The following is a 15,262-nucleotide window of genomic DNA, read 5'->3' as shown; positions in this document are numbered from 1 at the left end:
CATATAAATATTATATGCTCTATACTTTTAAAACAACAATAAAAAAGTTTTTAGCCAGGCGGATGAACAAACGGCAAAAAGTATGATGGTAGAACAAAATGAAGTAACAGAGGTGTACTGATATGGATGGTTTGTCTCTATGTCGAATGTTCCTTCGTATTCTTCTATCAATTCTCCATTGATGTCATAAACTTTTACCTGTCTGGGAATACCTCCAGAAACATTACTTGTAAAGTCTTTTACTACTCTTTTGCCTTTCTCTGTAGAAGAAATGTACCAGCTAAAACCCATAATGGCTAAAGCAATTACAACCTACAACCACAACCACGATTGCATTAGTGTTATAATGGAACTTATGTATAATAAATGCTGCTATAATAATTGTGATGAAAATAATAAAAATCATAATATAAACCTCCTTAGTTTTTCTTTATCTTAATAGTACACTGAACTATTTTTCATTCTTGCACTTTGTCGTTCTTTCTACCCGATTACACTTATATTACAATAAATATTATATTTAAAAATTGTATTAAATATTTTTTAAAAACCACTTCCCAAAACAAAATTCACAAACTAAAAAACACTAAACCAAAAATACTTTTATAATACACTTAAAAACGAACAAGAAACATTGAATAAAATATATTTATATGCTATAATTTAAAAACTATAGCATATAAAAGGAGAGAAAGTAATGGAAAATGACTTTTCAACATTACATAAAAACATAAAGGAACAAACACTTAAAAAAAATAAAAATTTATCAATAAATATCTCTGGTATTACTATGAAAAATCCAGTTACAACAGCATCAGGAACATTTGGTTCTGGCAAAGAATTTAAAGAATTCATAAATTTAAATAAGTTAGGAGCAATAACAGTAAAGGGTGTTGCAAGCATACCATGGAAAGGAAATGATACGCCACGAATTGCAGAAACATATGGTGGTATGTTAAATTCTGTTGGTCTACAAAATTTAGGAGCAGAATGTTTTATAGAAAATGATATCCCATTTTTACGACAATATGACACTAGAATTATTGTAAATATATGCGGACATACCATAGAACAATATTGTCAAGTAGCAGAAAAATTTTCAAATCAAGACATTGATTTACTAGAATTAAATATTTCTTGTCCAAATGTGACAGAAGGTGGTATTACTTTTGGAACAGATGCTAAAATGGTACAAAAAGTTGTTTCAGAAGTTAAAAAATATGCAAAGCAGCCTTTAATTGTAAAATTAACTCCTAATGTGACAGATATCACAGAAATTGCAAAGGCAGCTGTATATGGAGGAGCAGATGCTTTATCACTTATCAATACATTACAAGGAATGAAAATTGATATTTATAAGAGAAAAGCTGTCTTAGCAAATAAAATAGGGGGTTATTCTGGACCAGCTATTAAACCTGTAGCAGTGCGTATGGTATATCAAGTATCAAAAGCTGTTGATGTACCTATTATTGGAATGGGGGGAATTTCTAATAGCGAAGATGCTATAGAATTTATTATGGCTGGAGCGACAGCAATAGCAGTTGGAACGGCAAATTTCTCTAACCCTATGATTACTATGGAGATAATAGAAGGTATTGAAAAATATATGGAATGTCATAATATAAAAGATATAAAAGATATTAGAGGGATTATAGATTAAATAAAAAGGGGGATTAGTATGTTGACAGATACTAAAAAAGAGTTCATTGAATTTATGATAAAATCAAATGTATTGCGTTTTGGAGAATTTAAAACAAAAAGTGGACGTTTAACACCTTATTTTATAAATACAGGCAATTATAAAACAGGAAATCAAATTGCAAATTTAGGCAAATTTTACGCTAGATTAATAAAAGAAACTTGTGATAATAATTTTGATTGTATGTTTGGTCCTGCATATAAAGGCATTCCTTTAGTAACAACAACAGCAGTTTCTCTTGCAACAGAATATAATATAGATAAACCTTACTTTTTTAATAGAAAAGAAGAAAAAGACCATGGAGAAGGAGGAAACTTAGTTGGTTATCAACCAAAAGATGGAGATAATGTAATTATTATAGAAGACGTTATTACTGCTGGAACAGCAATACGTGAAACGATGCCTGTTTTAAAAAGTGCAGCAAATGTAAACGTTACTGATATGTTTATTTCTGTAAATCGTTGTGAAGTAGGAAAAATTAAAGGAAAAACTGCAATTATGGAAGTAAGCGAAGAATTTGGAATTAGAGTACATTCTATTATTTCTGTAAAAGATATTTATAATTATTTAGAAGAACAAGAAGAATATAGTAATGTATTAGAATTAATGAAGAAATATATGGCTCAATATTGTATTTTAGAATAAAAAAATTTTTTTAAAAGTTTATTTATAAATATCAAAAAATAATAAAAACTTGGAGGAATTTTTTTGAAAATAGATAAAAAAGCAATTCTTGTGATAAGCTTTGGTACAAGCTATATACACACAATGGAAAAAACAATAAAAGTTATTGAAGAAGCAGTAGCACATACTTATACAGACTATAAAGTATATCGTGCTTTTACTAGTCAATTTATTATAAATAAACTTCAAGAGAAAGAGAATATTAAAATTAATACAATAAAAGAAGCTTTAGAAGAAATTATAAAAGAAGGGTATACTACTGTCATTTGTCAGCCAACACATATTATGCCTGGTATAGAATATGAAAAAATGATAAATATGATAAAGCCTTATGAAAAATCAATTAATAATATAATATATGGAACTCCTTTATTATCTTCTTCAAAAGACTATGATAAAGTAGTAAAAGCTATTATAAAGGAGAATTCTTATTTACAAGAAAAAGATATTCTTATTTTAGTAGGACATGGTACAGAGCATTTTGCTGATGCTTCTTATGCTGCATTAGACTATCGTTTTACTGCAAATGGATATAATAATATATTAGTAGGAACGGTAGAAGGATACCCAAATGTAGAAACTATTCTTGAGAAATTAAAAACAAGATACATACATACCATTTATATTACACCATTTATGATTGTGGCAGGTGATCATGCTAATAATGATATTTGTGGAGATGGAGAAAATACATGGAAAACTAAAATACTATCTCAAGGTTATTCTGTCAAAACAATTTTAAAAGGTTTAGGAGAATATGAAGAAATTCGTAATATATTTATAGAGCATATTAAAAGTGCTATAGAAAATAAGTTTTAACTAATACATATTGATATATATTATGTTTATTTCGAAATAACATATTGCTTTTATTGATAAAATATGTTATATTTCTACAAATATATATTTAAGAAAGGAATTATTTATGAAAAAAGAAAATGTTGTGGAAACTTTAAAACAACCAAGAGTTTTAACTGGTGTCGCTATGTTTATTGCTCTTAATGTCATATTAAATTATTTTAATGTTATGATTGGAAATAGTTTAAGAATTGGTATTTCTTTTTTACCTATTGCTGTATGTGGTATGTTATATGGCTCAATGATTGGGGGTATTGCAGGAGCAGTAGGTGATATTGTAGGATTTATTACAAAACCAACAGGAGACGGATATTTCTTTGGCTTTACAATTAGTGCTTTTGTTGTAGGATATTTATTTGGATTGTTACTATATCGTAAGCCAATTACTTTAGTAAGGATTGCAGGGGCAGTATTATTATATACCATTATTATTACTTTAATATTATCTCCATTATGGCTTTCTATTTTATATGGTTCTTCTTTGTTTGTAATTCCACGTATTTATAAAGCAATTTTACAATATCCTATCAATGTGATAATGTTGTATGTTGTAACAAAATGTTTATCACAATATAATATGATTAGTAATCGTATCTATTAGTAATTGAATAAGGAAGTAAATACTTTCAAAGTATTTACTTCCTTATTTTTTTATAATATGTATTTCTTAATATACTTTAAAAATGTCAATTTCTATTTGATAATAGTTTTCTTGAAATTATACTTCAACTATCAATATATCTGTATATAAATAAGTTAATAAATATAATTGACATAAAATTATACTTGTTAATTTATTAAATGATATACATAATTATTTTATATTAGTTCTTGACAAATATTATTAGCTAGTGTAAACTTAATTTATAGTTAGCTATAAATAATATAAATTATATTGAATTTATATTTATAATAATAAAGTAATGAAAATTATCTTTGTATAAAAGGAGATGTTTAATATGCCTTTAATAATGGCTGAAATTGGTGTGATACAATTTATAAAGAAGATTAATGGAAAAGGAGATACAAAACAATTTTTAAAAAATCTAGGGTTTCAGGAAGGAAATGAAATTATAATTATATCTCGAATACATGATAATATTATTGTAAAAATAAAAGAAACTCGTGTTGCTATTGATAAATCTATAGCAAATAAAATTATAGTTTAATAATAAGGAGGAAATGGAATTTGAAAACACTGAGAGATGTAAAAATAGGTGAAACTGTTATTGTACAAAAACTAACAGGAAATAGTGTAATAAAAAGAAGAATTATGGATATGGGAATTACAAAGAATACAGAAATATTCGTTAGAAAAGTAGCACCTTTAGGTGATCCTATAGAAGTAATGGTAAGAGGATACGAGCTTTCATTAAGGAAATCAGATGCAGAAATGATTTTAATTGTATGAGTAAAAAAAGAAAGGAGAAAATAAAATGGCTATTAAAATAGCACTTGCAGGAAATCCAAATTGTGGGAAAACGACTATGTTTAATAATTTAACAGGAAGTTCTCAATATGTGGGAAACTGGCCAGGAGTTACAGTAGAAAAAAAAGAAGGAATACTAAAAGGTCATAAAAATGTTAATATTATCGACTTACCTGGTATTTATTCTCTTTCTCCATACACATTAGAAGAAGTTGTAACAAGGGACTATATTATTTATGAACATCCTGATGTTATATTAAATATAGTAGATGCTTCTAATATTGAAAGAAATCTATATTTAACAACACAGTTATTAGAAATAGGAATACCTGTTGTTATTGCTATGAATATGATGGATATTGTAAAAAAACGCGGTGATATTATTAATATTCAGGAAATAAGTAAAATACTTGGTTGCAAAATTATAGAAACATCTGCATTAAAAGGACAGGGAACAATGGAGGTAGCAAAAGCTGCGTTAGAAGCAGTAGAGCAAGATATGGAACCTGTTAAAGAAGTATTTCAAAAAAATGTTGAAAAAGTATTGAAGGATATAACATTAATTATTCAGGATGTTGTAGATAAACAACAACAAAGATGGTTTTCTATAAAATTATTTGAAAGAGATAAAAAAGTAATAGAAAGATTTTCATTTAATACTGATGTAATAGAAAAATTAGAAAGTATTATTTCTGAATGTGAGAAAGAAATGGATGATGATAGTGAAAGTATCATTACAAATGAAAGATATGAATACATAAATAATTTTGTATCAAAATTTACAAAAAAGAAAAGTACAAATAATATGACAACATCTGATAAAATTGATCGTATTATTACAAACAGATTTTTTGCACTACCATTTTTTGCAATAGTAATGTGGTTAGTATATTATATTTCAGTTTCTACGGTAGGAACAATTGCAACAGATTGGACAAATGATATATTTGTTGGAGAAATTATACAAGGAAATGTAGCTACGTTTTTAGAAAATGTAGGTACAGCAGAATGGCTTCAAAGTTTAATTGTTGATGGTATCATAGGTGGCGTTGGTGCAGTTATTGGATTTTTACCTCAAATGCTTGTATTATTCTTCTTCCTTTCCATATTAGAAGATTGTGGTTATATGGCACGTATTGCATTTATTATGGATAGAATTTTCAGAAAATTTGGATTGTCTGGAAAATCATTTATACCAATGCTGATTGGTACAGGTTGCGGCGTTCCTGGTGTTATGGCTTCTAGAACAATCGAAAATGAAAAAGATAGAAAAATGACAATTATGACAACAACATTTATTCCATGTGGAGCAAAATTACCTATTATTGCATTAATTGCAGGTGCTTTGTTCCCAGAAAGTTCTTGGGTTGGTCCATCTGCTTATTTTATTGGAATTGGAGCCGTTATTTTTTCTGGTATTTTATTAAAGAAAACAGCACTATTTGCTGGTGACTCTGCACCTTTTGTTATGGAATTACCACCTTATCATATACCAGCAGTAAAAGGTGTATTAATTCATATGTGGGATAGAGGAAAATCATTTGTAAAAAAAGCAGGTACAGTTATATTTGTTGCTTGTGGAATAATTTGGTTTTTACAATCATTTAATTGGTCTTTACAAATGGTAGATGCAAGTGAATCTATATTAGCATCTATTGGTAATATAATTGCACCTTTATTTGCACCTTTAGGCTGGGGTAATTGGAAAGCAGCTGTAGCAGCAGTAACAGGATTAGTAGCAAAAGAAAATGTTGTAGGTACATTTGGTGTATTATATGGTATGAATGAAGTTGCAGAAGATGGCATTGAAATTTGGACAAATTTACAAAGTGCTTTTACTCAAGTATCTGCATATTCTTTTTTAGCATTTAATTTATTATGTGCACCTTGTTTTGCTGCTATTGGAGCAATAAAAAGAGAAATGGGTAATTGGAAATGGACATTAATTGCTGTAGGATATCAAACAGGTTTAGCATATATTGTGTCATTATTAATCAATACAATAGGTAATACATTATTATATGGTGCAAATCCTATGCCTGCAATTATTTGTATAATAACTGTAATTATAGTTATTACATTAATTTGTATCAATGGAAACAAAAAAGAAAACATTATTCATAAAAATTTAGCAAAAACAGTAAAATAAGAAAGGAGAAAATATTATTGGCAAATATAATAATAGGTAGTATCATATTTATTCTTATAGCAATAGCAATAAAAAGTATTATTAAAAATAAAGGAGTTTGTAATTGTAGTAATAATATCTGTCATTATTGTGGTAGAAATTGCCATGATAAAAAATAAACTTTAACATTTTTCTGAATTAAATAAAAAAAGACCATTATTTTTTTAAATAACGGTCTTTTTTTATTTATTAAAATGTAAATACTACTGTATATTTTTCATCTTCTTCATTTTGTTCTTCTTTATCTGCGTCTTTGAATTCTTTTTCAACAAAATTTTGTCCAGAATAATAATTATATATAGAACCTTCTTTATAAATAGATGCAATACCAACATGGGTAAAATTTTCTCTTAACATATTAACACGATGACCGAGAGAATTAATCCATAAATCAAATGTATCTACCGCTAATTCACGTCCTGCTACAATATTTTCTCCCCATGCAATAGTATTTTTTATACCTGTTGCTAAAATTCTGTCTTTATGTGTTGTACCATCTAAAGAATTATGTGCAAAGTATCCTTTTTCTGCCATATCAATACAATGTGCTTGTGAAGATTGAACTAATAAATTATCCCATTCTAAAATTGAAATTCCGTAGTTTGTTCTAAATGTATTTAAAATATCAAAATTTTCTCTAGCTTGTGTATCTAAAAATTTTTGGGAATTATCAGCATTTTCATTTTGATAGGAAAGAAGAACTACTAAAACAGCATATATTTTATTATCGTTATTACTATCTTTATAAATTTTAATTTGTTTATCATCACTTTCACCATTGTAAACAGCATCATATTTAATTTTGTCATTTAATATAAACCCTTTTACATTAGTATAATAGCCAACAACTACATTATCTTTTACTGCAATCATAATAAATTTAGAATAATCTTGATTGTAAATATACCAGTCTAAATTATATATACTTTTATCTATACGACTTGGCTCTCCAAAATCTTTTTTTAATTCAGAAAGTTTTTGTCCAGTATAGACTTTTTTATTTGATAGTGACAATTCTATTTTTTCTAAATTATTAATTTGTTTTTGCTCGTTTGTAGTAATTAATACTGTTTTGGAAGCATCATTCCATAAAATATCTGCTCCCATACTTTCAGCAATGAAACGAATTGGTACAAATGTTTTATTATCTATAATAGTTGGAGCAGCATTTAATAGTATAGTATTACTATGTTTTGATTTAACAGTAAAGTTATCTATTTCCAATGTATATGTATCATTAATTCCATATACATCAATAGTTTTTTCATTTTCATTCCATTCAATAGTAATATTTAAAGCATCACTAATATCACGTAATGGAACTAAAGTGCTATTTTCTATAATTTGAGGAGAATGACTCATTTTTAATTGAGTACCGTTAACTTCTACAGAAATATCATTTTTTGATATGTTATCTGCATAAACTGAAACAGACCCTAATGAAAAAATAACAAATAAAATGCAAAAAAGTTGCTTTAACTTATAACTCAATATAAAAAACCTCCTTGTTATAATTTAATAAAAATATTATAATATATTCTAAGGAATTTATCAATAGAAGGTATTATTTCTTAAGAAAGGAATAAAAAGGCATGAATAAACAAAAACGATTAGAAAAACAAATTGAATTTATACTAGAGTTAGATAAAATTAAGAGTATTATAAGACAAACTTATTTAGCTAATGCAACAAGAAAAGAAAATGATGCAGAACATTCTTGGCATTTAGCAATTATGGCAATCATTTTAGAGGAGCATTTTGATAAAGATATTGATTTATTAAAAGTATTAAAAATGGTTTTAATTCATGATGTTGTAGAGATAGATGCAGGGGATACTTTTTGCTATAACAAAGATGCTAATCAAGATAAAATAATAAGAGAAGAAATGGCTGCTGAACGTATTTATAGTATATTACCAGAAAATCAATATCAACAATATAAATCATTATGGGAAGAATTTGAAGAAGGACAAACAAAAGAAGCTATTTTTGCAAATATTTTAGATAGATTACAACCAATTATGTTAAACTTTAAAACAAATGGAATGTTATGGATTGAAAATAATATTTCTTATAAACAAGTTTTAGAAAGAAATGAAAAAACATTAAAAAATGGTCCTAAAGAAATTTCTAATTATCTTATAACACTTTTAAATAAAGCTGTAGAATTAGGTTATTTACAAAAATAGGGAAGTTATTTATTGTAAGAAAGGAATATATAAATATTCGTAAAAAAAATCTTTTACGAATATATTTTTTATAAAACATATACATATATTAATATTGTATGTATATGTTTATGTATATGTCTATTTTAATTATAATTTTTCTTACCAATATCCGTTCTAAAATGTTTTTTACTAAAATTTACAAGCTCTACACCCTCATAAGCTGTTTGAATTGCTTCATCAATAGTATTTCCGATGCCAGTAATACCAAGCACACGACCACCAGAAGTTACAATTTTTCCATCTTTTTTAGCTGTGCCTGAATGAAATACAATTATATTTTCTCTTTCAGAAATTTTTTCTAATCCTGTAATTTCATATCCTTTATCATAAGAAACAGGATATCCTCCACTTGCCAACATAACACAAACTGCTGCATTATTGTACCATTCAATGTCAATTTTATCTAATGTTCCATTTGTGCAAGCTAACATAATTTGCAATAAATCTGTTTTTAATCGTGGTAATATAACCTGTGTTTCAGGGTCACCAAATCGTGCATTATACTCAATTACTTTTATACCATTCTTTGTATACATTAATCCAAAATAAATAATACCAACAAAAGGCCTATTCTCTTTTATCATTGCATCTACAGTTGGCTGAAATATCTTTTTCATACAGTCTTCTGCCATTTGTTTTGTATAAAACTTACTTGGTGAAAATGTACCCATACCACCAGTATTTAGCCCCTCATCATTATCATAAACTCTTTTATGATCTTGTGCACTTACCATAGGTATAATTGTTTTTCCATCACAAAATGACAATACAGAAACTTCTGGTCCTTCTAAAAATTCTTCTATTACTACAGTATTTCCTGCAGAACCAAATTTATGTTCTTGCATCATTTCTTTTAATCCTTGTTGTGCTTCTTCCATTGTTTTACAAATTAAGACACCTTTTCCTAATGCTAAACCATCTGCTTTTAATACAATGGGCATATTTTGCTTTTCTAAATATTTTTTTGCTTCTTCATAAGAATTAAATGTTTCATAAGCAGCCGTTGGAATATTGTATTTTTTCATTAAATTTTTTGAAAAGGCTTTACTACTTTCTAATATAGCAGCATTTTGTCTTGGACCAAATACTTTTAAATTTTCAATTTCAAAGGCGTCTACAATTCCTCCTGCTAATGGATCGTCCATACCAATAATTGTATAATCAATATCATTTTCTTTTACAAAATTGATTAATTTATTAAATTCCATTACACCAATAGGAACACATTCTGCTAATTCAGAAATTCCAGCATTTCCAGGTGCACAATAAATTTTATCTACAAGAGGACTTTGTTTCAACTTCCAAATAATTGCATGTTCTCTACCGCCACCACCTACAACTAAAATTTTCATTATGACTTTCCTCCCACAATTTAAAGTATTTTGACATGATTTTCAACTATTTTCAAACGATTATGTGCAAATAACTGTATAGCACTAGGCAATATTTCCCACTCTGCTTCTTCCATAACTCTTTTTTGTAATTGTTCTGGTGTATCATCCTCCAGAACAACTACAGGCTTTTGTATAATAATAGGACCAGCATCAGTTTCTTCAGTAACAAAATGCACAGTTGCACCAGTTATTTTTACACCTTTTTTTAATGCAGCTTCATGAACTTTTAAACCGTAATAACCATTTCCGCAAAATGAAGGAATTAAAGATGGATGAATATTTATAATTTTATCTTCAAACTCTTTAATAAATAAAGAACCAATTACAACCATAAATCCAGCCATAACAATAAGTTCTACCTCTTTAGCTTTCATATGTTGTATAAGTGCCTTTTGATACAATATATCTGTTTCAAAATCTTTTTTTCTAATACAAATAGCATTAATATCATACTTTTTTGCTCGTTCTAAAGCATAAGCATTTGGATTAGAACTAACTACTGTTACAATTTCTGTGTCTGTTAACTTTTTTGACTTAATAGCATCTACAATAGATTGAAAATTCGTTCCTCCGCCAGAAACTAAAACACCTACTTTAAGCATATGTCTACCTCTTTTTCACTAGATATTATTTTTCCTATTATATACCCATCTTCTCCCATTTCATGAAGTACATTGATGACAGTTTCTGCATTTTCTTTTGCAACAACACAAATCATACCAATTCCCATATTAAATGTATTATACATACTCATTCTATTAACATCGCCTGTTTTCTGCATTAAATCAAATATAGGAAGTATTGGCCATGTTCCCTCTTCTATGTATGCACAAAGATTTTTTCCTTTAGGAATGCATCTTGGAATATTTTCTATAAATCCACCTCCAGTAATATTACTAATTCCTTTTATTTCTACCCTTTCAATTAAACTGAGTATTTCTTTAACATAAATTTTTGTTGGTTTTAAAAGCGTTTCTCCTAATGTTTCATTTAAGGAAGTTACAAATTCTTTACAACTAGTTTCAGAAGGACGAAAAATTTTTCTAACTAAAGAATATCCATTACTATGAATACCACTAGAAGGTAAACCTATAATTACATCTCCTTCTACAATATTTTCACCAGTAATAATCTTTTCTTTATCCACTACACCTACTGCAAAACCAGCCATATCATATTCATTTTTAGCATAAAAACCAGGCATTTCCGCTGTTTCTCCACCAATTAAAGCACAACCAGCTTGACGACAACCTTCTGCTACACCACTTACAATCTCAGCAATCCTTTCAGGTACATTCTTCCCACAGGCAATATAATCCAAGAAAAACAAAGGTTGTGCACCATTACAAATAATATCATTAACACACATAGCAACACAATCAATACCAACCGTAGTATGCTTGTCTTGTATGAAAGCTAATTTTAATTTCGTTCCTACTCCATCTGTTCCAGAAATAAGTACAGGTTCTTTCATCTGTAAATTCCCAAGAGAAAACATACCACCGAACCCACCAATATCTCCCAAAACTTCTTTACGAAATGTACTTTTTACATGCTCTTTCATTAATTTCACAGATCTATATCCTGCTTCTACATCTACACCTGCATCTTTATAATCAAGCCCCATTCTTTTTCCTCCTTAATTTTTCTATACATAAAACATTCTAAAAAAGCAAAACAGATTTCATCTTTGAAACCTGTTTAAAAAAATGAAACCATATCCTTACTTTTATTTATATCATAATTCACACAAAAAAGCAATAAAAACAGTATTTTCTACAAAATCAATTATATAGAAGGCATATATGACGTTATTCGTGAAAATAATTGAGTTTGTGAATATATTGTACTCTCATTACCAATTGTACAAATATTTTGTTTTTCTATTATTTGCTCTAAAAGAGGAATATACACTTCTAATTTTTTAGTTGTAATTGCTAAAATCTCATCTCGTTCTTTTTGTTGAACTTCTGGAGTAACACCATTTAAATATCTAGCTATAGCCAAATCAGCTTTTTCTGAATTACTAAAAGGCTTATCAATATTATTAATAGTACCTAAAATATATTTTGTTAAGTCAGCTTTTGTTCTACAAAATTCTTTTAAAAAATGACTCATATTTTTATATGCAGAATATGTTTTATCTATATTAGGATCTCTATAAGAATAAAAATAAACACTACCATTTCTTAAAAAACGACTATAACAACCATATGCTCCACCTTGTACACGTACAATATTCCATAAATATTCTAAATCTAATATTGTTTTTAATACAGCTAACTCTCCATTATAAGTATATCCATAATCCATTAAATTACCAGATTGAATATTATATTGTACTTTAGAAGAACTAATCAATCCTTCCCTTATATCTTGAAATAAAAATTGATAATTTTGTTTTTTAATAGGTTTGTCTAAAAGAGAATTATATATTTTTTCTACCTCTATTTTATACTTATATAAACTAGATTTTTCACAACTAACAGCGACAAAGAGATTTTGTTTTGTAAATATATAAGAACATATTTCCCTTAATTTTAAAATTACTTTATTAATGTCTTGTTCTACTTCTTTTTCTATTTTAACAAGGGAATGAAAAAATGTAATACCTGACACTTCTTCTTTTATTTTAGAACCCATAGAAATATGGCTCATACTCCTAACAACGCCAGCTAAATGAGGTGCATTTTGAAAATAATTTTCTAATTTAGCTTTTTCTGACTTTATAATCTTTTTTAAATTATCCTTTTTATCAAATTTTGTTTCAAATAATATAGAATTTATAATATCAAAAAACTTTGATATATTTTTTTCTAATACTTTTCCGTTAATTGTTATAAAACAATTGCAATTTTGTTTTGAAGTAGAATAAATATCACTACTTAAACTAATACCGCCAGTATAAAAATTAATTTCTAATGGTAATTGCTCAAATGTATATTGTTTGGTATCTAACTTTCCTATAACACTTGTTAAAAGTCCTACATAAGGCAAAAGACTTTCTGGTACAGAAGAAATATCAAAAAGCAATTGTGAATAAATAATTCCATTTGTTTCTAATGGTGTAAAAATCATATGATATTTTTCTAAAATATGCTCCGTTGGTAAAATATCTGCATTCTTATTGATTTCACTTATTTGTAAAAACGGTATTTGTTTTATAATTTCTGCACTTTCTTCTTCCGACTGATAACTTTGCAACAATTTATTTTGTTTAATTATCTGTTCTATTTCAAATTCAGATAAGCTATTCTTTTTTTCTTGCATTTTATTAGAAAAATTATATTCTATTTTAGACTGTTTTCCTTTCTCTGGAGAAACAATTACTATACTTTTATTGTTATTTTTTAATATTAACTTTTGAATTAATTGTTCAAAAAAATCTGTCTTTAAAGCCGATTTTACTACTTGAAAGTGTTCCCAATGACATAATGACTTCATAGGACTTTCTTCATGTAACCAACTTTTCATCAATTTCATACCATAAGTTAACCCTTTTGGTCTACTACCAAAATATTCTTCTTTTAAATAAAATTCCCATCTATTTAATGTCGCTTCAATAATCTTTTTATCTATACCATTTTGAACAATATCATTTAATATACTTTCAATTGTTTCTTTAAAAATATTAACATTTTCTTTTTCTGATTTTTTAGCAATAATACTAAATACCATATCATAACTAGAAGAATCAAACCAACCTTCTGTTTCTTCGGCAATATTCAAATCTATTAACGCCTTTTTTAAAGGAGAAGCATTTGTTTCTAATAAAATATAACTTAGTATATCAAAAGAAAGTATTAATAAAGGATCTGTAGACCTTCCTATACGAACATTATAAGAAAGATAGGTGTTTTTTTCCTCTTCCTCTTCAGTCGTAACCGAAAAAGTATCTTCTAACAATACTATTTTCGAAAAATTTTCCTCTAATGGAATTTTTAAATCAAACTGCCTTTTTTTAAAATGGCTTAAATACTCTCTATCAATCCATTCCAATTTTTTTTCAATTTCCATATCACCATATAAATAAATATAGCTATTTGATGGATGATAATACTTTTTATGAAATTCTAAAAAATTCTCATATGTTAATTCAGGTATACTCTCTGGATTGCCTCCAGACTCAAATCTATATGTTGTCGAAGGAAAAAGACTTCTAGATATTGTATTACTTAATATACTTTCAGGATCAGACAATGCACCTTTCATTTCATTATATACTACTCCCTTTATTGATAACAAAGAATTTTTATCTTCTAATACATAATGCCAACCCTCCTGCATAAATATTTCCTTTTTTTCATATATACGAGGATAAAAAACAGCATCTAAATAAACATCCATCATATTTATAAAATCCTTCTCATTTTTACTAGCAATAGGATACATTGTCTTATCAGCATAAGTTAAAGCATTCAAATAAGTATTAAGAGAACCTTTAGCTAATTCATTAAACGGGTCTTTTGCTTGATATTTTCTAGAACCACAAAGTACAGAATGCTCTAAAATATGAGGTATACCACAATCATCTGATGGAGGTGTTTTAAAAGAAATAAAAAACACTTTATTATCATCTCTATTTTTTACATAGAATAATTTTGCTCCACTTTGGATATGCTCAAATAAATAACCTTTAGAACGAATATCACCTAGTTCTTCACACTCTTTTAAACAAAAACCATAATAATGCTTTCCAATTTGAAAATCTATCATAAAAATCTCCTTTCAAATAAATACATAAATAGTTTATTTAAACTATTTATTAAGTAGTTTAAC

General features: G+C 27.2%; 15 protein-coding genes. 9 read left to right on the top strand and 6 right to left on the bottom strand.

What is annotated here, in order from left to right:
* Positions 1–27 precede the first annotated feature (27 nt).
* A complete protein-coding gene (locus tag C820_RS10665; protein WP_156801385.1) occupies positions 28–291 on the bottom strand; it encodes a hypothetical protein in 264 nt (87 codons plus the stop codon).
* Between the two features lie 406 nt (positions 292–697).
* Between C820_RS10665 and C820_RS10660 the strand changes: the two genes are divergently transcribed.
* The 8 genes from C820_RS10660 to C820_RS10625 all read left to right on the top strand — a co-directional run bounded on the left by C820_RS10660 (position 698) and on the right by C820_RS10625 (position 6,977).
* Positions 698–1,660: a dihydroorotate dehydrogenase gene (locus C820_RS10660; RefSeq protein WP_004034033.1), complete on the top strand. Its 963-nt coding sequence runs from the start codon at positions 698–700 to the stop codon at positions 1,658–1,660.
* Between the two features lie 18 nt (positions 1,661–1,678).
* The gene (gene pyrE / locus C820_RS10655; protein WP_004034034.1) at positions 1,679–2,344 is read left to right on the top strand and encodes an orotate phosphoribosyltransferase; all 666 of its coding nucleotides are present in this window, start codon (positions 1,679–1,681) and stop codon (positions 2,342–2,344) included.
* Positions 2,345–2,407: 63 nt separating this feature from the next.
* Positions 2,408–3,202, top strand: a complete 795-nt coding sequence (locus C820_RS10650; RefSeq protein ID WP_004034035.1) for a sirohydrochlorin cobaltochelatase — start codon at positions 2,408–2,410, stop codon at positions 3,200–3,202.
* Positions 3,203–3,308: 106 nt separating this feature from the next.
* On the top strand, positions 3,309–3,842 hold the full coding sequence (locus tag C820_RS10645) for a folate family ECF transporter S component (protein WP_004034036.1): 534 nt from the start codon (positions 3,309–3,311) through the stop codon (positions 3,840–3,842).
* Between the two features lie 358 nt (positions 3,843–4,200).
* Complete coding sequence (locus tag C820_RS10640; protein WP_004034037.1) at positions 4,201–4,410, top strand: FeoA family protein; 210 nt, start codon at positions 4,201–4,203, stop codon at positions 4,408–4,410.
* A 20-nt stretch (positions 4,411–4,430) separates the two neighbouring features.
* On the top strand, positions 4,431–4,652 hold the full coding sequence (locus tag C820_RS10635) for a FeoA family protein (protein WP_004034038.1): 222 nt from the start codon (positions 4,431–4,433) through the stop codon (positions 4,650–4,652).
* A gap of 25 nt (positions 4,653–4,677) precedes the next feature.
* A complete protein-coding gene (feoB, locus tag C820_RS10630; protein ID WP_004034039.1) occupies positions 4,678–6,819 on the top strand; it encodes a ferrous iron transport protein B in 2,142 nt (713 codons plus the stop codon).
* Between the two features lie 17 nt (positions 6,820–6,836).
* A complete protein-coding gene (locus tag C820_RS10625) occupies positions 6,837–6,977 on the top strand; it encodes a FeoB-associated Cys-rich membrane protein (RefSeq protein WP_156801386.1) in 141 nt (46 codons plus the stop codon).
* Positions 6,978–7,047: 70 nt separating this feature from the next.
* Here C820_RS10625 and C820_RS10620 read toward each other — a convergent pair whose 3' ends face one another.
* The gene (locus tag C820_RS10620; RefSeq protein ID WP_004034040.1) at positions 7,048–8,349 is read right to left on the bottom strand and encodes a stalk domain-containing protein; all 1,302 of its coding nucleotides are present in this window, start codon (positions 8,347–8,349) and stop codon (positions 7,048–7,050) included.
* 101 nt (positions 8,350–8,450) lie between these two features.
* Here C820_RS10620 and C820_RS10615 point away from each other — a divergent pair, with 101 nt between their 5' ends.
* Complete coding sequence (locus tag C820_RS10615; RefSeq protein ID WP_004034041.1) at positions 8,451–9,047, top strand: HD domain-containing protein; 597 nt, start codon at positions 8,451–8,453, stop codon at positions 9,045–9,047.
* 125 nt (positions 9,048–9,172) lie between these two features.
* Here C820_RS10615 and purD read toward each other — a convergent pair whose 3' ends face one another.
* The 4 genes from purD to C820_RS10595 form a co-directional block, all read right to left on the bottom strand.
* Positions 9,173–10,441, bottom strand: coding sequence for a phosphoribosylamine--glycine ligase (purD, locus tag C820_RS10610; protein WP_004034042.1), 1,269 nt, complete (start codon positions 10,439–10,441; stop codon positions 9,173–9,175).
* A 20-nt stretch (positions 10,442–10,461) separates the two neighbouring features.
* On the bottom strand, positions 10,462–11,085 hold the full coding sequence (gene purN / locus C820_RS10605; protein WP_004034050.1) for a phosphoribosylglycinamide formyltransferase: 624 nt from the start codon (positions 11,083–11,085) through the stop codon (positions 10,462–10,464).
* Positions 11,073–12,110 (bottom strand): phosphoribosylformylglycinamidine cyclo-ligase, encoded by a 1,038-nt coding sequence (purM, locus tag C820_RS10600; protein WP_004034052.1) that lies wholly within the window; start codon positions 12,108–12,110, stop codon positions 11,073–11,075. The genes purN and purM overlap by 13 nt, the downstream gene beginning before the upstream one ends.
* A gap of 161 nt (positions 12,111–12,271) precedes the next feature.
* Positions 12,272–15,199 carry an insulinase family protein gene (locus tag C820_RS10595; protein WP_004034054.1) on the bottom strand — a complete coding sequence of 976 codons (2,928 nt, stop codon included), beginning with the start codon at positions 15,197–15,199 and terminating at the stop codon, positions 12,272–12,274.
* Positions 15,200–15,262: the final 63 nt, after the last annotated feature.

The organism is Clostridium sp. MD294 (assembly GCF_000364165.2).
In the GTDB taxonomy this organism is placed as follows: Bacteria; Bacillota; Clostridia; order Lachnospirales; family Anaerotignaceae; genus Coprocola.
Note: the sequence above shows the minus strand (reverse complement) of the source record. Positions and strands in the feature narration are given on the sequence as shown.